19 protein-coding genes are annotated in these 20,951 nt (G+C 72.0%); 9 read left to right on the forward strand and 10 right to left on the reverse strand.

The window, feature by feature from the left end; genetic code table 11:
• Window positions 1–525: 525 nt before the first annotated feature.
• Complete coding sequence (locus tag DEJ49_RS20595) at window positions 526–1,182, forward strand: M23 family metallopeptidase (protein ID WP_150185483.1); 657 nt, start codon at window positions 526–528, stop codon at window positions 1,180–1,182.
• Between the two features lie 22 nt (window positions 1,183–1,204).
• Here the strand turns inward: DEJ49_RS20595 and DEJ49_RS20600 are convergent, their stop codons facing one another.
• Window positions 1,205–1,798, reverse strand: a complete 594-nt coding sequence (locus tag DEJ49_RS20600) for a TetR/AcrR family transcriptional regulator (RefSeq protein WP_150185484.1) — start codon at window positions 1,796–1,798, stop codon at window positions 1,205–1,207.
• A gap of 157 nt (window positions 1,799–1,955) precedes the next feature.
• On the opposite strand from DEJ49_RS20600, the gene DEJ49_RS20605 reads away from it, so the two are divergent.
• Window positions 1,956–3,578, forward strand: coding sequence for an MDR family MFS transporter (locus DEJ49_RS20605; RefSeq protein WP_150185485.1), 1,623 nt, complete (start codon window positions 1,956–1,958; stop codon window positions 3,576–3,578).
• A 75-nt stretch (window positions 3,579–3,653) separates the two neighbouring features.
• On the opposite strand, the gene cseC is transcribed toward DEJ49_RS20605, so the two are convergent.
• From cseC to DEJ49_RS20630, 5 genes are all read right to left on the reverse strand, one after another.
• The gene (gene cseC, locus DEJ49_RS20610; protein ID WP_150185486.1) at window positions 3,654–5,048 is read right to left on the reverse strand and encodes a two-component system sensor histidine kinase CseC; all 1,395 of its coding nucleotides are present in this window, start codon (window positions 5,046–5,048) and stop codon (window positions 3,654–3,656) included.
• Between the two features lie 13 nt (window positions 5,049–5,061).
• Window positions 5,062–5,775: a two-component system response regulator CseB gene (gene cseB, locus DEJ49_RS20615; RefSeq protein WP_150185487.1), complete on the reverse strand. Its 714-nt coding sequence runs from the start codon at window positions 5,773–5,775 to the stop codon at window positions 5,062–5,064.
• Window positions 5,776–5,870: 95 nt separating this feature from the next.
• Window positions 5,871–6,473, reverse strand: a complete 603-nt coding sequence (locus DEJ49_RS20620; RefSeq protein ID WP_223832920.1) for a hypothetical protein — start codon at window positions 6,471–6,473, stop codon at window positions 5,871–5,873.
• Window positions 6,474–6,502: 29 nt separating this feature from the next.
• Entirely contained in the window at window positions 6,503–7,042 is a 540-nt protein-coding gene (locus tag DEJ49_RS20625) for a SigE family RNA polymerase sigma factor (protein WP_055567865.1), read from the reverse strand.
• Between the two features lie 253 nt (window positions 7,043–7,295).
• Entirely contained in the window at window positions 7,296–8,231 is a 936-nt protein-coding gene (locus tag DEJ49_RS20630) for an A/G-specific adenine glycosylase (RefSeq protein WP_150185489.1), read from the reverse strand.
• Window positions 8,232–8,576: 345 nt separating this feature from the next.
• Here DEJ49_RS20630 and DEJ49_RS20635 point away from each other — a divergent pair, with 345 nt between their 5' ends.
• Window positions 8,577–10,226: a sensor histidine kinase gene (locus DEJ49_RS20635; RefSeq protein ID WP_150185490.1), complete on the forward strand. Its 1,650-nt coding sequence runs from the start codon at window positions 8,577–8,579 to the stop codon at window positions 10,224–10,226.
• Window positions 10,223–10,933 (forward strand): response regulator transcription factor, encoded by a 711-nt coding sequence (locus tag DEJ49_RS20640; RefSeq protein ID WP_317850458.1) that lies wholly within the window; start codon window positions 10,223–10,225, stop codon window positions 10,931–10,933. Before DEJ49_RS20635 ends, DEJ49_RS20640 begins: the two co-directional genes overlap by 4 nt.
• A 22-nt stretch (window positions 10,934–10,955) precedes the next feature.
• On the opposite strand, the gene DEJ49_RS20645 is transcribed toward DEJ49_RS20640, so the two are convergent.
• A complete protein-coding gene (locus DEJ49_RS20645; RefSeq protein WP_150185491.1) occupies window positions 10,956–11,711 on the reverse strand; it encodes a phosphatase PAP2 family protein in 756 nt (251 codons plus the stop codon).
• A gap of 172 nt (window positions 11,712–11,883) precedes the next feature.
• Here DEJ49_RS20645 and DEJ49_RS20650 point away from each other — a divergent pair, with 172 nt between their 5' ends.
• Entirely contained in the window at window positions 11,884–12,699 is an 816-nt protein-coding gene (locus DEJ49_RS20650) for a hypothetical protein (RefSeq protein ID WP_150185492.1), read from the forward strand.
• Window positions 12,700–12,729: 30 nt separating this feature from the next.
• Here DEJ49_RS20650 and disA read toward each other — a convergent pair whose 3' ends face one another.
• A complete protein-coding gene (disA, locus tag DEJ49_RS20655; protein WP_150170668.1) occupies window positions 12,730–13,854 on the reverse strand; it encodes a DNA integrity scanning diadenylate cyclase DisA in 1,125 nt (374 codons plus the stop codon).
• Window positions 13,855–13,932: 78 nt separating this feature from the next.
• A complete protein-coding gene (gene radA, locus DEJ49_RS20660) occupies window positions 13,933–15,342 on the reverse strand; it encodes a DNA repair protein RadA (protein WP_150185493.1) in 1,410 nt (469 codons plus the stop codon).
• A 165-nt stretch (window positions 15,343–15,507) separates the two neighbouring features.
• On the opposite strand from radA, the gene DEJ49_RS20665 reads away from it, so the two are divergent.
• Window positions 15,508–17,319 (forward strand): BACON domain-containing protein, encoded by a 1,812-nt coding sequence (locus DEJ49_RS20665; RefSeq protein WP_223832921.1) that lies wholly within the window; start codon window positions 15,508–15,510, stop codon window positions 17,317–17,319.
• 34 nt (window positions 17,320–17,353) lie between these two features.
• Here DEJ49_RS20665 and DEJ49_RS20670 read toward each other — a convergent pair whose 3' ends face one another.
• Window positions 17,354–18,268 carry a hypothetical protein gene (locus DEJ49_RS20670; protein WP_150185495.1) on the reverse strand — a complete coding sequence of 305 codons (915 nt, stop codon included), beginning with the start codon at window positions 18,266–18,268 and terminating at the stop codon, window positions 17,354–17,356.
• Between the two features lie 71 nt (window positions 18,269–18,339).
• Between DEJ49_RS20670 and DEJ49_RS20675 the strand changes: the two genes are divergently transcribed.
• From DEJ49_RS20675 to DEJ49_RS20685, 3 genes are all read left to right on the forward strand, one after another.
• Window positions 18,340–19,272 carry a Ppx/GppA phosphatase family protein gene (locus DEJ49_RS20675; RefSeq protein WP_150185496.1) on the forward strand — a complete coding sequence of 311 codons (933 nt, stop codon included), beginning with the start codon at window positions 18,340–18,342 and terminating at the stop codon, window positions 19,270–19,272.
• 71 nt (window positions 19,273–19,343) lie between these two features.
• Window positions 19,344–20,168 carry a sugar phosphate isomerase/epimerase family protein gene (locus tag DEJ49_RS20680; RefSeq protein WP_150185497.1) on the forward strand — a complete coding sequence of 275 codons (825 nt, stop codon included), beginning with the start codon at window positions 19,344–19,346 and terminating at the stop codon, window positions 20,166–20,168.
• Complete coding sequence (locus DEJ49_RS20685; protein WP_150185498.1) at window positions 20,165–20,800, forward strand: TetR/AcrR family transcriptional regulator; 636 nt, start codon at window positions 20,165–20,167, stop codon at window positions 20,798–20,800. Before DEJ49_RS20680 ends, DEJ49_RS20685 begins: the two co-directional genes overlap by 4 nt.
• Window positions 20,801–20,951 lie beyond the last annotated feature (151 nt).

The raw sequence follows: 20,951 nt of genomic DNA on the forward strand, positions 1-20,951 counted from the left end.
TTCGCCGCGGGGTGGATCTAGAGGACCGGTGACATGCCGCACAGGCGATTTGACCGGTACTACGCGGAATAGTGGATATGCCGGTACGCCCGCCCGGGACCTTCGGCCCGCAACCTCCGGGACCTTGGACGCGTCCGGGCCCCACAGGCGGGGTCCGGCCGCGGACGCGGGTCAAGAGCGGCTGCGACGTGCGGTTAAACGTACGGATCCGGATGAAATTCTGTTACCAGGCCGTGGGGTAATTGTCCGGATTTCGAGGTGTCAAGCGGTCTAAATCCCTGCCTCGCGCTACGGCTTTCGTTAGTAGATGGGGGGTTTGGGCCCCGGGGCGGGTGGGGGTTACCAAGGGATGGCCGACCCGGCGATGCGTGGTCAGCGGGTGATCGATTCGCCCGCCCCGCCTGCCGGGTCCGTTCATGCCCCCCTCGGTCGTACGCGTCAGGCGTCGCCGCAGTCGTCATCGCAGTCGTCACGTCATCGCAGCCGTCACGGCACCGCGGTCGTCACACCCCGGAGGACATCCCCATGTCGAAGCGCACCAAGTCCCACCGTCCCGGCCCGTCGTTCTTCCGTACCCGCGTGGCCTTCGTCGTCGCGGGCGTCGGGATGTCGACGGCCCTCGGCGCCGGGGTCTCGGTCGCCGCCGGTGACACCAAGAGCGGTGGCGCCCTGCCCGGCGTCGCCGTGAACTCCGTCCAGGCCCAGGCCGCCGCCCAGGCGAAGAAGGCCGCGGACGTCAAGAAGGCCGCCGCCGCGAAGGTCGCCGCCTGGGTCGACCCGGTCAAGAACTACACGCTCTCCGCGAGCTTCGGCCTCGGCGGCACCATGTGGTCGCACAAGCACTCCGGCCAGGACTTCGCCGTGCCGGTCGGCACCGCGGTCGGCGCCGTGCACGGCGGCACCGTCGTCAAGGCCGGCCCGAACGGCGCCGGTGACGGCCCCGCGTACGGCAACGCCGTCGTGATCAAGCACAGCAACGGCACGTACTCCCAGTACGCGCACCTCTCGCAGGTCGACGTCCGGGTGGGCCAGGCCGTGGGCACCGGCCAGCGCATCGCTCTCTCCGGCAACACCGGCAACTCCAGCGGTCCGCACCTGCACTTCGAGATCCGTACGACGCCGAACTACGGCACGGCCGTGGACCCGGTCAAGTTCCTCGCGTCGGTGGGCGTGAAGGTCTGACACCCGGGTCCACCGGGACCGCTCAGGCGCCCGTGTGCGCCCGCGTCACCAGATCGATGGCGACCTCCAGGATGGCCTTGCGCTTCTCCTCGGGGTCGCCTTCGACGTCCTTGAGCACGAACATCCCGCCGTGCATGGTGAAGAGCGCGCTGAAGCAGCGCACCTGGTCGGACATCGGTGCCTGCGGCTCCTTGAGGATCTCGTAGATCCCGAGCATGCGGTCCTTGAAGCTCTCGCCGATCTTCAGGTCGCGGACCGTCGCCTGGTTCTCCTGCATGAAGCGGAAGAGCGGCGCGGCCTTGATGAGGATCTCGCTGTACCGGGTGAGGGTCTTCTGTTTGGTCTCAAGGGGGATCGGCCGCAGCTGCTCGTGACCCCAGGCGATCAGCTCGTCGATGGGCCTGGTGTGGTCATCGAAGATGCTGGTCAGGATGTCTTCCTTGGTCTTGAAGTGGTAGTAGAGCGCCGCCTTCGTGACCTCGAGGCGCTCGGAGATCTCGCGCAGCGACGTCTTCTCGTACCCCTGCTCGGCGAAGAGTTCGAGAGCCACGTCCTGGATGCGCTGGCGCGTGTTCCCGCGGCGGTGCTGCTTGCTCGTGCCTGTGCCCGTGCCCATCGGGGTGCTCCTCGGCTCCACTGAACTGGCTCCACTGAACTTCAAAGAAACTTACTTGACGCCCGGCTAGTTACGGGTCTACCTTCCCCAGTGTAATCAACTAGCCGGGCGGCAAGTAAGTATCGGGGCCCCGGCATCGTACGGGGAGTGGGGAAACATGCCGGAGAAACCGACCGGGGCCGTCCTGGAGAAGGCGGAGCCACAGCCGCGCAGCGTGCGCGTCGTGCTGATGGCCCTGATGATCACGATGCTGCTCGCGATGCTCGACAACATGATCGTGGGCCCCGCGATGCCGACGATCGTCGGCGACCTCGGCGGCATGGAACACCTCTCGTGGGTCGTGACCGCCTACACGCTCGCGACCGCCGCCTCCACCCCCATCTGGGGCAAGCTCGGCGACATGTACGGGCGGAAGGGCTCCTTCCTCACCGCCATCGTCATCTTCCTCGCCGGCTCCGCGCTGAGCGGCATGGCGCAGAGCATGGGCCAGCTCATCGGCTTCCGGGGCATCCAGGGGCTCGGCGCGGGCGGTCTGATGGTCGGCGTCATGGCGATCATCGGTGACCTGGTGCCGCCGCGGGACCGCGGCAAGTACATGGGCATGATGACCGGCGTCATGGCGGTCGCGATGATCGGCGGCCCGCTGGTCGGCGGCTCCATCACCGACCACTTCGGCTGGCGCTGGGCCTTCTACATCAACCTGCCGCTGGGCGCCGTCGCCCTCGCCATGGTGACCTCCGTCCTGCACCTGCCCAAGAAGAAGGCGCAGGGACGCATCGACTACCTCGGCGCGGCCCTGCTCACCGTGGGCATCAGCGCGCTCGTGCTCGTCACCACGTGGGGCGGTTCGGAGTACGCGTGGGGCTCGGCCGTGATCATGGAGCTCATCGGCATCGGCGTCGCCTCGCTCATCGGCTTCCTCTTCGTGCAGAAGAAGGCCGCCGAACCGATTCTGCCGCTGCACATCTTCCAGAACCTCAACTTCACGCTGATGGCCGTGATCGGCTTCATCACCGGCTTCGTGATGTTCGGCGCGATGCTGTTCCTGCCGCTCTTCCAGCAGTCGGTGCAGGGCGCGTCCGCGACCAACTCCGGTCTGCTGCTCCTGCCGATGCTGCTCTCGATGATGGCCGTCTCGATGGTCGCGGGCCGCGTCACCACCTCGACCGGCAAGTACCGCCTCTTCCCGATCGCGGGCACGGTCCTGATGGTCACCGGCTTCTATCTGCTCGCCCAGATGGACACCGGCACCTCCCGCCTCACCTCGGGCCTGTACATGGCGGTGCTCGGCGCCGGCATGGGCTTCCTGATGCAGATCACGATGCTCGTCGCGCAGAACAGCGTCGAGATGAAGGACATGGGCGTCGCGTCGTCCTCGGCCACGCTCTTCCGTACGCTCGGCTCCTCCTTCGGCGTCGCGATCATGGGCGCGCTCTTCAACAACCGCGTCCACGACGTGATGGCCGAGCGTGCGGGCAAGCTCGGCGGCAAGGTCACCGAGACGTCCGCGCAGCTCGACGCCGAGCACCTGAAGATGCTGCCGGCGGCCATCCGGGACGCCTACCAGCACGCGGTGTCGGCCGGTACGCACTCGGCCTTCCTGCTCGGCGCCGCCATCAGCGTCGTGGCCCTCATCGCCTCGTTCTTCGTGAAGGAGGTCCCGCTGCGCGGCTCGGGCCCCGCCGACAAGCCTGCCGGAGACTCGGACAAGCCTGCCGGGAACGCGGACGGGGACTCCGCGCGGGCGGCCGGACAGACGACGGTCGCGGAGCCGGTCTGATCCCACCCCCGCCCCGGCGGACGACGGCCCCCGACGCATCGCGCGCCGGGGGCCGTCGTACGTGTACGTGCGTCCTCAGAGGTTGTCGGGGAGCTTCAGCACCGGGTAGCTGCCCGTGTTCGTGGGCGCGTGCTCCGGCAACCAGAGGACCGCGACCGCACCCTCGGACGGCACCTCGGGGGCCGCGCCCGCGGGGCGTACGTTGCGGAAGGTGAGCCGCGCCCCCAGCACCCGCGCCTGGCCCGCCGCGATCGTCAGACCCAGGCCGTGGCCGTGGCCCGCGCGGTCGGCGCTGCCCGTGCGGAACCGGCTCGGGCCCTCGTCCAGGAGCGCTTCGGGGAAGCCGGGGCCGTGGTCGCGCACCCGGACCACGCGGCCCTCGACGCTGACCTCGATGGGCGGCTTGCCGTGCTTGCTCGCGTTGGCGACGAGGTTGCCGAGGATGCGCTCCAGGCGGCGCGGGTCGGTGGTGACCTCCGACTCGTGCACCACCGTCACCGTCACGTCCGTGGACAGGACGGCCATGCGCCGCGACACGAACTCGCCCAGCGTGATGTCCTGCAGCTCCGCGCGCTCGGCGGCGGAGTCCAGACGCGCCACTTCGAGCACGTCCTCGACGAGCGTGCGCATGGCCTGCGCGCGGTCCCTGACCAGCTCGGTCGGCCGGCCGGGCGGAAGCAGCTCGGCGGCCGTGAGCAGCCCGGTCACCGGGGTGCGCAGCTCGTGCGCGATGTCCGCGGTGACGCGCCGCTCGGCCTCCAGGCGCTGCTTGAGCGCGTCGGCCATGGCGTCCACGGCGCTCGCCACGTCGTCGGTCTCGTCCTTCACGACACCGCCGATCGCCTCGCGCACGCTCACGTCCGTCTGGCCCTGCGCCACCTCGCTCGCCGCCGTCGCCGCCTTGCGCAGGCGCCGTGACAGCTGCCCGCCGATCAGCACGCCGAGGGCGCAGCCGCCGAAGACGACCGCGATCGAACCGATGACCAGGGCCTGGTCGAGGTCCTTCATCACGGTGGCGCTGCGGTCGGTGAAGCGGGAGTGCAGCGACAGGACGTGGCCGTCCGCGAGCGGCACGGCGGCCCAGATGTCGGGCACGCCGTCCGGCTTCTGCTCGACGTACGTGGCGCGGCGGCCGGTGAGGACCTTCTGCCGCAGCTCCTGCGGCAGCTCGGGGTCGTCGACCTTCGTGCCGAACTGCAGCGTCTGGCGCTGGGACGCGGAGGAATACAGGCGCAGCGCGAACTGGATGCGCTCGTCCTGCACGTCGCGCGCGTTGTCCAGCATCGAGACGCGCGCGGCGTTGTGCACGACCAGGCTCAGGGCGATCGCGACGAGCGCGCCGACCAGGGCGATCGCGGCCGCGATCTTCCAACGCACACCGGTGCGCAGCGGTACGCCGCGACCGCGCAGCCGCCCCCCGGAGCGGAACACCTCGCGGACGCGGCCGATCGCCCTGCGCCCCCCGTTCATATGCGCGGTCCCCTCATGCCTTGAGCTTGTAACCGAAGCCGCGGACCGTTTCGATGCGGTCCTGGCCCACCTTCGTGCGCAGCCGCTGCACGTGGACGTCGACGACGCGCGTGTCGCCGCCCCAGCCGTAGTCCCACACCCGCTCCAGAAGCTTGTCGCGGGAGAGGACCGTGCCGGGCGCGGACGAGAATTCGAGCAGCAGCCGCATCTCGGTCGGTGTCAGCGCCACCGGCGCCCCGCCCCGGTGGACCTCCATACCGACCGTGTCGATCTCCAGGTCGCCGAAGGTCAGCACCCCGCCGTCCTCGGCCCCGCCGTGCTCCTGGCCCGACCCCGCCGAACCGGGCCCGCTGGCGTGCCCGAAGCGGCGCAGGACGGCGCGTATGCGGGCGACCAGGACGGCACCGTCGAACGGCTTCGTCACGTAGTCGTCGGCGCCCGCCTCCAGGCCGAGCACGACGTCGATGGAGTCGGCGCGGGCCGACAGCATGATGACCGGGACGGTCGACTCCTCGCGGATGCGGCGGCACAGCGAGACGCCGTCCATGCCGGGCACCATCACGTCGAGCAGGGCGATGTCCGGCTGGTCGGCGCGGAACGCCTCCAGGCCCGCGAGGCCGTCCGGCATGGCGGTCACGGCGAAACCGTCGCGCTCCAGGGCGAGCTGGGTGGCCTCACGGATGACGTCGTCGTCCTCGACGAACAGGACGTGGGTCTGCTCTGCCATCGGGTGTCTCAGTCCTTCTCGGTGCGTCGGGTGCGTCGGGTGCGTCGGGCGCGGCGGGTGCGGCGAGTGCGTCATGAACGGTCGTTACGGGTGCGTCAGTCGACGGACGGCTCGGTCGGCCCGTCGCCCACCGCGTTTCCGAAGTCGTTGCGCGTACGCCCCGACTCCGTGAAACGGTTCGCCGACCAGCGGTACGTGATCACTTCCTCGCCGGAGGGATAGGCCACCGAGTCGCCCGACTCGTACAACTGCTTCGTCACGACCAGGTCGCCCCGGTCGATCTCGGCGTAGACGGAGGCGGGCTCCTCGGCCTGGAAGACATTCTCGTACTTATCGCCCTGGGCGCGATAGACGTAACTGCCGATCCCCACGGCATCGCCGCAGGTCAGCACGTTCACGACAACATCCGACGCGGATCCTCCGGTCAGGTTCCCGTACGACACGTCGACCGGGTACGCCTTGCCCACGCACGGCTTCAGGTCCCGCTTGATCGACGGGCTGACCTTGGGGTCCTCCTTGACGAGCCGCACCGCGTCGATCTTCTTCGCGGGCGCGGGCGCCGAGGGCGAGGGGGACGGGGCGGTGGAGACGACGGGCTCGCTGCGGGCCGGGCCCTCGTCGCGCGCACCGGATCCGCCCGTCGAACAGGCGGTGAGCAAAAGGCCGAGGGCGGCGAACCCGGCCGTCGCCGTGCTCACCGCCTGCACGCTGTGTCTGACCCGGGGGCCTAGGCCGCGCAACTCTCCCGCTCCTCACGTTCGAGCGCGCGCGCGTCCAGGTCACGGCTCTCCAGCTCCTGACGGAGCCGGGCGAGCGCCCGGTGCAGCGTGCTCTTGACCGTTCCGGCCGACATGCCGAGGGCGGCGGCCGTCTCCTCCGTGGACATCTGCTCCCAGTGTCGCAGCACGACCACGCTGCGCTGCTTGGGTGCGAGCACCTTCATGATGTCCATCAGCAGCGCGCGGTCCGCGTGCTGCTCGGTGGAGTCTTCCACGCTCGCGTCGGGCAGCTGCTCGGTGGGCACCTCTTCGAGCTTGCGGGCGCGCCACCACTCCGTACGGGTGTTGATCATGACGCGGCGCAGGTAGGCGTCCGCGAGCCGCTTGTCGGCTATGCCGTCCCAGCGGCCGTACGTCCGCACGAGAGCGGTCTGCAGCAGGTCCTGGGCGTCCACGGGGTCCGGGACCAGGCGCCGGGCACTGCGCAGCAGGGCATCCTGCCGAGTGCGGACGTACTCTTCGAACTCGAGCACCTCGCCGTGCGCCATATCAAACCGCCTCCGTTCCGTCCCCATTGCCGACCGCCGTCCCTGCTGTGCGGTACAGGTAAGAAGCTACGGAGGGCGTGTCACGAGGTTGTGCGGAGCAGCCAGCGGCGGACGCACGGCTGTACGTAGGTTGTGTAACAGAAGTAGGCCCTGAGTAAATGCCTGTGTTTACCAGGGCCCCAGAGGCCCCAGCCATGGGGTCGAAGGCGGACAAGCCGGAGGAACGAGTAAAAACCTACCGGTTCCGGTCAGGTCAGGTCTGAGGCAGCCGGTACAGCCCGTCCGGCAGCGGCTCCACGAGCCCGTCCGCGACGAGCCCGTCCAGCGCGCGGGCCCGCTGCACGGGCTCGTCCCACACGCGGTCGAGCACGGCCTGCGGTACGGGCGCGACGGCCTCGCGCAGCACGGCGAGCAGCTTGCCCCGCACCTGACGGTCCGTTCCCGCGTACGTCTGACCGCGGCGGGCCGGGCCCTCGTGCGCGGGCTTCCCCGCCGTGCGCCAGGCGCACTGCGCGGCGATCGGGCACTGCGCGCAGTTCTCGTTCTTCGCCGTGCAGACGAGGGCGCCCAGCTCCATGGAGGCGGCCGCCCAGCGGGACGCGGTCTCCTCGTCCTCGGGGAGGAGCGCGCGGGCGAGCTTGCGCTCGGCGGCGGTGGTCGCGTTGGGCGGGTACTGCACGCCGGTCACGGCCCGCGCGAAGACGCGGCGCACGTTGGTGTCGAGCACGGCGTGCCGCTGCCCGTACGCGAACGAGGCCACGGCCGCCGCGGTGTACTCCCCGATGCCGGGCAGCGCGAGCAGCTGGGCGTGCTGGCGCGGTACGTCGCCGCCGTGTCGTTCCGTTATGGCGACGGCCGCGCCGTGCAGGCGCAGGGCGCGACGCGGATACCCGAGCCGCCCCCAGGCGCGCACGGCCTCGCCGGGCGCCTCCTTGGCGAGGTCGGCGGGGCGGGGCCAGCGGGCGAGCCACTGCTCGTACACGGGCAGGACGCGGCTGACGGGCGTCTGCTGGAGCATGAACTCGCTGACCATCACGCCCCACGGCCCGGCGTCCTCACGACGCCACGGCAGATCACGGGCATGCGTGTCGAACCACGCGATGACGGGACGGTGCAGGGACTCGCCTGCGGGCTCGGGGGCGTCCCCGGGGACGGGGCTGTTCGGCAGGGGCTTCGTGGGCGCAGTCATGGCACGTCCGATCCTGCCACGCCCCCACCGACACACGAGCCAACCGCGCGGCCCGCGCCGCGGGTTTCGCCCCCCGGCTGCCGGTACGCCGTGGCCGCTCCGTCCCCCCGGTACCGGTGCGTCGTGGCTGGCCGCGCAGTTCCCCGCGCCCCTGAAGACCCCGGCGCCGGGGCCGCCGCAGCTCGTAGCGCGGGCTGCCGCGCCCTGGTGCGGGGGGCTGTTTGGGGGCGCGGGGAACTGCGCGATCAGCCACCGAGGACCCGCACTCGGCGACGAAAGCCACCGTGGCGAGACCTGACGATCGGCAGAGGCGGGGGCCCATCCGCGGCCAGTAGCGTCGGCGGGGTGGATCAGGGAACAGGGACGCGCGCCGGGAGACATCTCGCAGGACACAGCAGAGGCGCGCTGCTGTGGGCCGCACTCGCCGCACCCGCCGTGAGCGTGGACCGACTGGGGCTCAACGAACCCCGCTCCGCGGGGCAACAGCTCGCCGGGATCACCGTTCTCGCCGCCGCCGTCACCCTCCGCCGCTCCCACCCCCTCCCCGCCTTCCTCCTCGCCGCCACCCTGGGCCTCGCCACCGCCCCCTCCCTCTTCACCCTCGCCTACGGCCCCGCCCTCGCCGTCCTCGCGCTCCTCCTCGGCCGCCGCGCCGACCGCGCGAGGACCGCGCTCATCGGCTTCGGCGGCATCGCCGTCGCCGGCACCGTCAAGATCGCCGTGCGCGACGTCGACCCGACCGTCGAGTGGGCCGTCCTCATGGCGACCCTCGTCTTCGGCGCGGTCTTCCCCTGGCTCACGGGCCGCTACTGGCGCCAGGGCCGCGAACTGGCCGCCGCCGGCTGGGCCCGCGCCGACCAGCTGGAGCGCGAACAGCGCATCGTCGCCGACCGCGCCCGGCTCCGCGAACGGGCCCGCATCGCCCAGGACATGCACGACTCCCTGGGACACGAACTGAGCCTGATCGCCGTACGGGCAGGCGCACTCCAGGTCGCCCCCGACCTGCCCGACCCGCACCGCGAGGCCGCCGCCGACCTCCGCGCGGCCGCCTCGCAGGCCACCGACCGGCTGCACACCATCATCGGCCTGCTCCGCGAGGAGGGCGACGAACAGGCACCGCTGGCCCCGGCGGGCGAGAGCATCGACGCACTGGTCGCGCGCGCCAAGGAGTCGGGACTGCGCATCACGTACGCAGATGAGAGGGACCACCCCGAAGCACAGGCACGAGCACAGACGGAGGCCCAGCGTGACCCGGCGCGCCGGGAGTTGATCGACGGCACCGTCCACCGCGTCGTCCAGGAAGCCCTGACCAACGCCGCGAAGCACGCGCCGGGCGCCCACGTCACCGTCACGCTCACGCGGGACGGCCCCGCGACGACGGTGACCGTCACCAACGGACGTAGCGGCGGGGAAGGTTCCCACGCGTCCCCGTCCCCGGCAGGCGGCGGCTCCGGCCTCCACGCCCTCCGCACCCGCGTCACGGACCTCGACGGCACGCTCTCCGCGGGACCGCACGGCGACGGCTTCCGGGTCACCGCCCGCCTCCCCGACCGGGGCGTCGCCCCACGGCCCGCCGCGCCCCGCCTCACCGAGGCCCGCCGCCGCACCGCCCTGGCCTTCGGCGCCGCCGTCGCCGCGGGAGCCCTGCTCGTCGGAGGCACCTTCGCCTGGTACGCGTACACCCGCACGCACTCCGTCCTCGACCCCGCCGACTACGCGCGCCTCCGCGTCGGCGACCCCCGCGCCGACGTCGAACGCGTGCTCCCCGACCGGACCGTCGCCGACCCGCCCCTCGAACGCGCCCCGACCCCGCCGCCACGGGGCGCCGACTGCGCGTACTACCGGTCGAGCGGCGAACTCTTCACCTCCGTCGCGCACTTCAGGCTGTGTTTCGGGGGCAACGACGGGGAGGCCCGCCTCGTGGACAAGGTGGTCATCCCGACGGCACAGGACCAAGACCACCACAACCACCACAACAGGGAGCGTGTGCGATGAACGAGGTGCGAGCGGACGAGGTGCTGATGGACAAGGGCCCCACCCCCGCCATCCGCGTCCTCCTCGCCGACGACGAAGCCATGATCAGGGCCGGCGTGCGCGCCATCCTCGCCGCGGGACGGGACATCGAGGTCGTCGCGGAGGCCGGTGACGGGCGCGAGGCCGTGGCGCTGGCCCAGGCCCACCGGCCCGACGTCGCGCTGCTCGACATCCGCATGCCGCTCCTCGACGGCCTGTCCGCGGGGGAGGAGATCGTACGGACGGCGCCCGGCACCGCGGTGGCGATGCTGACGACGTTCTCCGAGGACGCCTACATCGCACGCGCCCTCGCCGGCGGCGCCACCGGCTTCCTGCTGAAGTCCGGCGACCCGCACGAACTCATCGCGGGCGTACGGGCGGTGGCGGACGGCGCCGCCTTCCTCTCCCCGAAGGTCGCCCGGCACGTCATCGACGGCTTCGGCGCCCGGCGCATGGGCCGCGGCGCCACCGCCCGCGCCCGCGTCGGGGCGCTCACGCCACGCGAACGCGAGGTGCTCGGCCTGGTCGGCGCGGGCCTGTCCAACCCGGAGATCGCCGCGCGCCTGCACCTCGTCGAGGGCACGGTCAAGGCGTACGTGAGCGCGGTCCTCGACCGGCTCGGGGTCAAGAACCGCGTTCAGGCGGCGATCGTCGCGTACGAGGCGGAACTCGTCCCGGAGACGGACTGACCCCGGGACCGAGCTGTTCGGTTCAGTAAGGCCGCTGCGTGTCGTCCCGGCGGATCGTCATGGTGGGCGGATCGTACGCGGCGGGGTCGTACACCGGCGGCTGAGCGGTCGGCGCCTGCGACGGGGCGGGCACGGGAGCCGGTACGTGCGTACGGCCGCGACCGCGTCCCCGGCCGGGACCCGGGCCCGCGAACCACGTCACGATCCCCGTGGACGACCCGCGCATCGCCAGCGTGATCCGCGCCACCGGACGCGTCGTGAGCCGTACGAGCAGGAACACGATCAGCGCGCCGAAGACGAGACCCACCGCCACGTCGTGCGGGTAGTGGACGCCGACGAAGACCCGCGAGAAGGCCATGAGCACGGCCATCGGCACGGTCAGCGCCGCGATGCGCGGCCAGGCGAGCGCGAGGCCGATGGCGGCGGCGCCCGCGATCGTCGAGTGGTTGCTGGGGAAGGACCAGTCACCGTGCGGCGGGCACTCGACGAGTGGCCTCAGCGCGCCGGACACCGCCCGGCACGGGCGCTCCTCGTCGATCGCGGACTTGGCCAGTTCGCTGCACACGTACGCCACCGCCGTGGCGAGAGGAGCGAGCACCGCGACCGCCAGGGCACGGGGGTCCCCGCGCCTGGCCCGCCACCAGGCGACGATGAAGAGCACCCCGAACAGCAGCAGTCCGAGCTCCGTCCACACCTCGGCGAGGTGCTGGAACCACGAGGGAGTGTCGTGGGCGAACTCGGTGATATCGCGGTAGAGATCGTCGGTCATGGTGTCCATGATTACGGACGGTACGTAGTGTGGCCCAATCGTCACATCTGGCGATCGTCCGATCACACACCTGACGATGGGCAGGGGTGAAGAGGCGTCCCGGGATGATGATCCGGAAACTTTGTCGCTCAAGGCGGCGGGTGGGGCGGGAGAAGCGGCGGTTCTCTCGTAAGGTTTGGGCGTGGGATCTCTGCGCAATCCGGTCGGGCCGCTTCCCTCCACCATCTACTGGCGTCGGAGGGCCGTTCTGCTGTCCGTACTGGGCCTCCTGGTGCTCCTCGTCGTCTGGATCGTCACCTCGGGTGGCGGAGGCGGCGGCAACAACGCGGACGGGCCGGGCGGCAACGGCCCCGCCACGTCCATCACCCCGGGCCCGAGCGATTCGGGCCCCGCGATCAGTGAACACCCGGGCGGACGGGACGAGTCGAGCGAGGGCTCAGGGTCCGGCTCGGGCGGCTCCGGCGGCGGCTCGGGCTCCGGCGGTTCCGGCGGTTCGGGTGGCTCAGGCGGCGCGGAGGGCTCCGGCGGCGGCTCCGGTGACGACGCGAAGGGCGGCGGAGGCTCGGGCGACCGGCTCCCGGCCGGTACACGGCTGCCCAACTGCACCGGTGGCGACGTCAAGTTGAAGGTGCGCAGCATCGAGAACCGGTACGCGGTCGACGAGAAGCCGAAGTTCGAGCTGATCGCCGAGAACAGCGGCGGCAAGGCGTGCAAGGTCGATCTCGGCGGCAAGGGCACGGTGCTGACGATCACTCAGGCCGAGGGCGACGACGAGTTCTGGTCCTCGGCGGACTGCCCCGAGGGCAACGGGAGCCTGCTGCTGCGCGTGCCGGCGGAGGGTCGGGTCACGCACTCCGTGCAGTGGGACCGGCGGGCCAGCGAGCCGCAGTGCGCCACGCCTTCGGCGGGAACGGCGGCGCCCGGCACGTACCTGGTCGAGGCGAAGGCCCCCGGCCTCGGCAAGGCCCAGGCCTCCTTCGTCCTCGAGAAGGACTAGCGGCACCAGAGCGGTGCCGCTCGCCGGAACCTAGACGTACCGCTCCAGGATCGACGACTCCGCCAAGCGCGACAGACCCTCGCGGACGCTCCGCGCACGGGCCTCGCCGACGCCGTCGACCGTCTGGAGGTCGTCCACGCTCGCGGCGAGGAGCTTCTGGAGGCCGCCGAAGTGCTCGACCAGGCGGTCGATGATCGCGCCGGGGAGCCGGGGGACCTTCGCCAGGAGGCGGAAGCCGCGCGGGGAGACCGCGGAGTCCAGCGCCTCGGGGGAGCCCGTGTAACCCAGGGCCCGCGCCACCGTGGGGAGTTCGAGGAGCTCCGCGTGCGTGAGGGAGTCCAGCTCGGCCAGCGCCTCGTCGACCGTGCGGGACCGCTTGGCCGTGGGCTCGGGCACGTAGTCCCGCACGACCAGCTCGCGCTCGGGCTCGACGCCCGCGATCAACTCGTCCAGCTGGAGGGCGAGGAGACGCCCGTCCGTGCCGAGCTCGACCACGTACTCCGCGATCTCCGTCGCGATGCGGCGCACCATCTCCAGGCGCTGGGCGACGGCCGTGACGTCCCGGACCGTCACCAGGTCCTCGATCTCCAGCGCCGACAGCGTGCCCGCGACCTCGTCGAGCCGCAGCTTGTACCGCTCAAGGGTGGCGAGCGCCTGGTTCGCGCGGGACAGGATCGCCGCCGAGTCCTCAAGGACGCGCCGCTGGCCGTCCACGTACAGCGCGATCAGCCGCATGGACTGGGAGACGGAGACCACCGGGAAGCCGACCTGCTTGCTCACGCGGTCCGCCGTGCGGTGCCGCGTGCCCGTCTCCTCCGTGGGGATCGTCGGATCCGGCACGAGCTGCACACCGGCACGGAGGATCTTCGTGATGTCCTTGTCGAGGACGATGCCGCCGTCGAGCTTGCACAGCTCACGCAGCCGCGTCGCCGTGAACTCGACGTCCAGGATGAAGCCGCCCGTACACATCGACTCGACCGTCTTGTCCCAGCCGAGGACGATCAGTCCGCCCGTGTTGCCGCGGAGGATGCGCTCCAGGCCGTCCCGCAGTGCCATCCCTGGCGCGACGGCGCTCAGGGAGGCGCGCATCAGCCCATCGGCACCGGAGCCCGAACCCGGCTTGCCGGGAACCGATGCCCGGTCGTTGGCTGCCACTGCACTCCCTCGGTCGCAGGTTCTCCAGGCCTTCGCCGGCACCCTGCTTCGTACGGATGGGCGAGACCAGGGCAAAGTCTACCGGCGCTCTTCCTCCTCCCGTGGGGCCTCTCGGCGACGCGACCTCGGAAGGACACGGAGGGCGTCCCCCATGTCGGCGACTTCGATGACCTTCATACCGGTGGGGATCTTCCCGGGATCGGCCGGCACGAGGGCGTGGGTGAAGCCCAGACGGTGGGCCTCGGCGAGTCTGCGCTGGACACCGGTGACCCGTCTGACCTCGCCCGCCAGGCCCACTTCACCGATCGCCACGAGGTTCTTCGGCAGCGGAGTGTCACTCGCGGCGCTGGCCAGGGCGAGGGCGACGGCGAGGTCCGCCGCGGGTTCGGAGAGCTTCACGCCGCCGACCGTCGCGCTGTAGATGTCGCGCTTGCCGAGCGCGGTGATCCGGCCGCGCTGTTCCAGGACGGCCAGCATCATCGAGACGCGGGAGGTCTCCAGGCCGGACGTGGTGCGGCGGGGGGAGGGGATCTGCGAGTCGACGGTGAGCGCCTGGACCTCGGCCACCAGCGGGCGGCGGCCCTCCAGGGTGACGGTCAGACAGGTGCCCGGAACGGGCTCTGCGCGGCGGGTGAGGAAGAGGCCGCTGGGGTCGGCGAGTCCGGTGATGCCCTCGTCGTGCAGTTCAAAGCAGCCGACCTCGTCCGTCGTCCCGTAACGGTTCTTGACGCCTCGTACGAGACGCAGGCGCGCGTGGCGGTCGCCCTCGAACTGCAGGACCACGTCGACGAGGTGCTCCAGGAGGCGGGGGCCCGCGATGGCGCCGTCCTTGGTGACGTGTCCGACCAGGAGCGTGGACATGCCCCGCTCCTTGGACGCGCGGATCAGCGCGCCCGCGACCTCGCGGACCTGCGCCATGCCGCCGGGCGCCCCGTCGATCTCGGGGGAGGCGACCGTCTGGACGGAGTCGAGGATCAGGAGGGACGGCTTGACCGCGTCCAAGTGCCCGAGGACGGCGGCGAGATCGGTCTCGGCGGCCAGGTACAGATGGTCGTCGATGGCGCCGATGCGGTCGGCACGCAGCCGCACCTGGCTCGCTGACTCCTCACCGGTCACATAGAGCGTGCGGTGCGCGTCGCTCGCCGCCTTCGCCGCGACGTCCAGGAGCAGCGTGGACTTGCCGACGCCCGGCTCGCCCGCGAGCAGCACGACGGCGCCGGGGACCAGTCCGCCGCCGAGCACCCGGTCCAGCTCGGGCACGCCGGTGGAGCGCGCGGTGGCCTGCCGCCCGTCGACCTCGCCGATCGGGACGGCGGAGGAGGTCACGCGGCCGGGAGCGGTCGTGCGGACCGCGGGCGCGCCGTACTCCTCGACCGTCCCCCACGCCTGGCATTCGGGGCAGCGGCCGAGCCACTTGGCCGTCTGCCAGCCGCACTCCGTGCAGCGGTAGGACGGACGGTCCTTGGTGGATTTCGTACGGGCAGCCATGGTCGAAACCGTAGCCGAGCCCACTGACAACGCACCGAGTCCTCGGACAGGGCCACGGAATCGGGGCTTCCTGTCCCCTTTTGAGGGATCTGTTCACCCGTAAGGATTAAATGAGCTCAAGGGGGAGGAAGCGAGCTGCATCATCCGCATAACTTCGCACGGGTGATGAGCAGCAGTCCGGAATCTCCCACGAACACGACCGGCGCACACCGGGCGCACCGTGACGCGCGCAAGGGTGCGCGCAAGCGCGTGGTGCCCCGCCCGGCGCCCCGGACCATGCCTCCCGCGCGCTACGAACCGTGTCTGGACGGCCTGTTCACGTACTGCCTGTCCGTCCTCTGCGACCACGACGCGGCGACGGCGGCGCTGGGCGACGTGCTCCACCACGCCGAGCGCCGCGGCACCCGCGGCCCCGCGGCGGAGAGCGAGCTGAAGACCTGGCTCTACGCCCTCGCCCGCTGGGTCTGCCTGCGCCGACTGGCCGAGGCGAAGCGCAGCCGGGAGGGCGGCGGCAGACACGCGCAAGGGGCGGCCAAGCCAACCTCGGACAGTGGCTCCGGAGCCACAGAGACCCCGGCAGCCTCCACCGCCCCCGCCTCCACCGCAGACACGGAAGCCGCTCCCGCCCCAGAAGAAACCACTCGCCAGCACCGCCGCGAACTCGCCCAGCTCGCCTGGCCGGAGGCCGCGGGCACCACCCCCGAGCAGCGCGAGGCCCTCGAACTGGCCGTCCGCCACCAGCTCACCCCCGCCCAGGTCGCCGCCGTCCTCGGCATGGAGCCCACCAAGGCCCGCGGCCTGCTCGCCTCAGCCGCCTGCGAGGTGGAGCGCACCCGCGCCGCCCTCGCCGTCGTGGAGACCGGCAGCTGCCCCATCGTGGCCCGCCTCACCGGCGACAACCAGCTCCTGCTCGGCACCGCCCTGCGCCGCGAGCTCGTCCGGCACGTCGACGACTGCCCGCGCTGCCGTCGCACCGCCGAGCGCGCCGGCGCGACCGCCTGGCCCGGCACGGCCGTCAGCCCGGCCGCGCTCCCCGTGATCGAGGCCCCGCGCGCCGCGCTGCACATGGCGATGGCGCACGTCCCACGCGCGCGTGGCGGCGGCCCCCGCTACGACCGGCGTGGTTTCCCGATGGACCCCAAGGATCACGCGGCCCGCCGCGACCGCCTCCGCGCGCGTGCCGTCACGACGACCGTCGTCGCCACCGTGGTGGCCGCCCCGGTGCTGGCCCTCTGGGCCGCGTACCGGGGAGCGCCGCTCACCGGTGAGGGTCACGACGGCCGTTCGGTCACCGCGAGCGAGGACGGCGGCGTCGGCGGCCTCGGCGGCGACCGCGTGGACGGGTACGAGAACGCGGGCAACGCCCGCAAGGGCCCCGAGCCCCGCTTCACCAAGGGCAGCCACTCGCCCGACGTCTCCGTGGAGGTCATCAGCGGCGGGTCGGGCTCGTCGACCGGTCCGGGCCGTCTGACCGTCGAGGCGCAGCCCAGCGGTGACACGACGCTCATCACGCTGACGGCGTCCGGTGGTTCACCGGTCCACTGGTCGGCGGCCGAGAGCGCGTCGTGGCTCTATCTGAGCCGCTCGTCGGGGACGCTCGCGCCGGGCCGGTCGGTCACCATCCAGGTGTACGTCGACCACAACCGCGAACCGGCCGGGCACTGGCGTGCGCGGGTGTCGATCGCCCCGTCGGGCGCGATCATCGCCATCGACGGGTACGGGGACGGGCGCCCGCCGACCCGCCCCGGACCGGGCCCGCGGCCCACGGACCCCCGCCCGTCCGACCCCGGCCCCTCGAACCCGGGCCCCTCCGACCCCGGACCCTCGGACCCCGGCCCCTCGGACCCTGGTCCGTCCGACCCGGACCCCACACCGACCCCGACGGACCCGACGCCCGCCCCGTCGGACCCGGGCCCGGGCTCGGGCGACACGTCACCGCCGCAGGGCGACGGCGGCGGAGGATCGAGCCCGAGCTGAACCGGTGCCTGGCATGCCGCCTGACCCACAGGCCCTAGCGAGCCGCCGGACGCACCGGATCCGCCGGATGCGGTGCGAGCAGCGGCAGCTGGGAGGCGAGGCGCTCCTCGCACAGCTCGACGAGCCGGTCGTACCCCTCGCTGCCCATCAGCTCGATCAGCTCGGGCCGATAGGAGACGTACACCGGGTCGCCCGCGCCGTGCGCCGACGTCGCCGACGTGCACCACCAGTGCAGATCGTGGCCGCCGGGACCCCAGCCCCGCCGGTCGTACTCACCGATCGACACCTGCAGCACGCGCGTGTCGTCGGGCCGGTCGATCCACTCGTACGTCCGGCGCACCGGCAGCTGCCAGCACACGTCCGGCTTCGTCTCCAGCGGTTCGCGGCCCTCCCGCAGCGCCAGGATGTGCAGCGAACAGCCGGCGCCGCCCTCGAAGCCGGGTCGGTTCTGGAAGATGCACGACCCCTTGTACGGACGGGTCTGGCGCTCCCCGTCCTCGTCCGTGGAGACCCAGCCGGTCTCCCGGCCCACGTCGTGGTGCTGCCAGATGTCGGGCGTGAGCCGCTCGACGTACCCGGCGACCCGTTTCTCGTCGTCATCGTCCGAGAAATGGGCACCCAGCGTGCAGCAGCCGTCGGCGGCCCGACCCGGCTGGATGCCCTGGCAGCCACTGCCGAAGATGCAGTTCCACCGAGAGGTCAGCCATGTCAGATCGCAGCGGAACGTCTGCTCGTCGTCCGCGGGATCAGGGAACTCCACCCAGGCACGGGCGAAGTCGAGCCCCTTCTCGTCCGGTTCGGCCGGCGCCACCTCCGCCGGCCTCCCGGACTTCCCCGGCTTCTCCCTCTTCGCCGCCTTCCCCGGCTTCGCCGTCTTCTCCGGCTTCGCTACCTTCTCCGGCTTCCCCGACTTCGATTTGTCGGTCTTCGCCTTTTTCGTCTTTGGCACGTCTCCAGGGTATGCGTGCGGCCGACCGGCCGAGGCCAGCCGATCGCCCCATCCGGCGTAGCGTTCCGTACATGAGACTCGGTGTCCTCGACGTGGGGTCGAACACGGTGCATCTGCTCGTGGTCGACGCCCACCCCGGCGCGCGCCCCCTGCCCGCGCACTCCCACAAGGCCGACCTGCGCCTGGCCCAACTGCTCGACCCCGCCGGTGCGATCGGTCCCGAGGGCGTCGACCGCCTGGTGACCGTCGTCCGCGAGGCGATGGTGGCCGCGGAGGACAAGGGCGTGGAAGAAGTCCTGCCCTTCGCCACGTCCGCGGTGCGCGAGGCGAGCAACGCCGACGCGGTGCTCGCCAGGGTCAAGGACGAGACCGGCGTCGACCTGCGGGTCCTGACCGGCGAGGAGGAGGCCCGGCTGACGTTCCTGGCCGCCCGGCGGTGGTTCGGCTGGTCCGCGGGCAAGCTCCTCGTCCTCGACATCGGCGGCGGCTCCCTGGAGATCGCGTACGGCATGGACGAGGAGCCCGACGCGGCGGCCAGCCTGCCCCTCGGCGCGGGCCGCCTCACCGCCGCCTGGCTCCCGACGGACCCGCCGGACCCGGCCGACGTGAAGGCGCTCCGCCGGCACGTGCGCGCGCAGATCGCCCGGACGGTCGGCGAGTTCAGCAGGTTCGGCGCCCCCGACCACATCGTGGCGACGTCGAAGACGTTCAAGCAGCTCGCCCGGCTCGCGGGCGCCGCGCGCTCGGCCGACGGTCTCTACGTACAACGCGAACTGAAGCGCAAATCCCTGGAGGACTGGGTTCCGCAGCTCGCGGCGATGACCACGCAGGAGCGCTCCGAGCTGCCCGGCGTCTCCGAGGGGCGGGCCGGACAACTGCTCGCGGGGGCGCTCGTCGCGGAGGGCGCGATGGACCTCTTCGGCGTGGAGACCCTGGAGATCTGCCCGTGGGCGCTGCGCGAGGGCGTGATCCTGCGCAAGCTCGACCACCTCCCGGCATCGTGAGCGCGGGCCCCGACCAGGGCGGTACGAGGCCACCTCCCCGGCGCCCGGACGCGGCCCGTACGCTGTCCCTCGTGGCAGAACCAGTGGTGCGCATCCCGGATGCGAAGGTCGCCCTGTCGACCGCCTCGGTCTATCCGGAGTCGACGGCGACGGCCTTCGAGATCGCCGCGCGCCTGGGCTACGACGGTGTCGAGGTCATGGTGTGGACCGACCCCGTCAGCCAGGACATCGAGGCCCTGCGCAGACTCAGCGACTACCACCGGATCCCGATCCTCGCCGTCCACGCGCCCTGCCTGCTCATCACCCAGCGCGTCTGGTCCACCGACCCGTGGGTCAAGCTGCAGCGCGCCAAGGCCGCCGCGGAGAAGCTCGACGCGTCGACGGTCGTCGTCCACCCGCCGTTCCGCTGGCAGCGGCAGTACGCCCGCGACTTCGTCGACGGGATCTGGCGCATGGCCGACGAGACAGACGTACGGTTCGCCGTCGAGAACATGTACCCCTGGCGCTACCGCGACCGCGAGATGCTGGCGTACGCACCCGACTGGGACGTCACCAAGGACGACTACCGCCACTTCACCGTCGACCTCTCGCACACCGCGACCGCCCGCGCCGACGCGATGGACATGGTCGACCGCATGGGCGACCGGCTCGGCCACGTCCACCTCGCCGACGGCAAGGGCTCCGCCAAGGACGAACACCTCGTCCCCGGGCGCGGTACGCAGCCCTGCGCCGAGCTCCTGGAGCGCCTCGCGGTCAACGGCTTCGACGGGCACGTCGTCATCGAGGTCAACACGCGCCGCGCGATGTCCAGCGCCGAGCGGGAGGCCGACCTCGCCGAGGCCCTCGCCTTCACGCGGCTGCACCTGGCGTCCGCCGTGAAGGTGCCGCGCTCATGACCGCCACCGGCACGCCGTCGGAGGCCGCGGCCCCGCGGCGCCGGGGCCGCCCGTCCCGTACGCAGACGGAGACCGGCCCCGCGACGCGCGACCAGATCCTGCGCGCGGCCCGCGAGGAATTCTCCGAACGCGGCTACGAGAAGACGTCCGTACGCGGCATCGCGAAGGCCGCGGGCGTGGACTCGGCCCTCGTACACCACTACTTCGGTACGAAGGAGCAGGTTTTCGAGGCGGCCATCACCGTCGACTTCGCCCCCGCGCTGGAAGCGCCCGCCGCGATCGACGAGGGCCCGCTCGACGGCGTCGGCGAGCGCCTCACCCGGTTCGTCCTCGGCGTCTGGGAGAACCCCGCGACGCGCGCCCCCCTGCTCGCCATCGTGCGCTCGGCGGTCGACAACGAAACGGCCGCAGCGATCTTCCGGCGGCTCATCTCCACCCAGCTCCTCGGGCGCATCGCGGGCCGCCTCGGCCTGCCGGACGCGGAACTGCGGGCCGAGCTCGCGGCCGCGCAGCTGGTGGGCATCGCGATGCTGCGGTACGTGATCCAGGTGGAGCCGCTGGCCTCGGCGGATGTGGAGCACCTCGTGGCGCGGGTGGCGCCGGTGGTGCAGGGGCATCTGACGGGGGCGTGAGCGCGGGGCCCGTACGCCCCGGAGGGGTGAGACAGCCGTCCCGCGATCCGGACAGCCTGTCCAGATCCTGGAGCCGCGGCGTACGCTCGACAGCAGTCATATCTCTCCGTAGAACGCACATCTCTCCAGAACGCGTATCTCTCGTAGATCG

This window comes from Streptomyces venezuelae (assembly GCF_008642335.1).
GTDB classification, from domain to species: Bacteria; Actinomycetota; Actinomycetes; order Streptomycetales; family Streptomycetaceae; genus Streptomyces; species Streptomyces venezuelae_F.

Excerpts from the sequence above, each read along its gene's own strand:
- DEJ49_RS20595 (WP_150185483.1), top strand. The coding sequence starts at position 526 with ATGTCGAAGCGCACCAAGTCCCACCGTCCCGGCCCGTCGTTCTTCCGT.
- DEJ49_RS20600 (WP_150185484.1), bottom strand. The coding sequence starts at position 1,798 with ATGGGCACGGGCACAGGCACGAGCAAGCAGCACCGCCGCGGGAACACG.
- DEJ49_RS20605 (WP_150185485.1), top strand. The coding sequence starts at position 1,956 with ATGCCGGAGAAACCGACCGGGGCCGTCCTGGAGAAGGCGGAGCCACAG.
- cseC (WP_150185486.1), bottom strand. The coding sequence starts at position 5,048 with ATGAACGGGGGGCGCAGGGCGATCGGCCGCGTCCGCGAGGTGTTCCGC.
- cseB (WP_150185487.1), bottom strand. The coding sequence starts at position 5,775 with ATGGCAGAGCAGACCCACGTCCTGTTCGTCGAGGACGACGACGTCATC.
- DEJ49_RS20625 (WP_055567865.1), bottom strand. The coding sequence starts at position 7,042 with ATGGCGCACGGCGAGGTGCTCGAGTTCGAAGAGTACGTCCGCACTCGG.
- DEJ49_RS20630 (WP_150185489.1), bottom strand. The coding sequence starts at position 8,231 with ATGACTGCGCCCACGAAGCCCCTGCCGAACAGCCCCGTCCCCGGGGAC.
- DEJ49_RS20640 (WP_317850458.1), top strand. The coding sequence starts at position 10,223 with ATGAACGAGGTGCGAGCGGACGAGGTGCTGATGGACAAGGGCCCCACC.
- DEJ49_RS20645 (WP_150185491.1), bottom strand. The coding sequence starts at position 11,711 with ATGGACACCATGACCGACGATCTCTACCGCGATATCACCGAGTTCGCC.
- radA (WP_150185493.1), bottom strand. The coding sequence starts at position 15,342 with ATGGCTGCCCGTACGAAATCCACCAAGGACCGTCCGTCCTACCGCTGC.
- DEJ49_RS20665 (WP_223832921.1), top strand. The coding sequence starts at position 15,508 with ATGAGCAGCAGTCCGGAATCTCCCACGAACACGACCGGCGCACACCGG.
- DEJ49_RS20675 (WP_150185496.1), top strand. The coding sequence starts at position 18,340 with ATGAGACTCGGTGTCCTCGACGTGGGGTCGAACACGGTGCATCTGCTC.
- DEJ49_RS20685 (WP_150185498.1), top strand. The coding sequence starts at position 20,165 with ATGACCGCCACCGGCACGCCGTCGGAGGCCGCGGCCCCGCGGCGCCGG.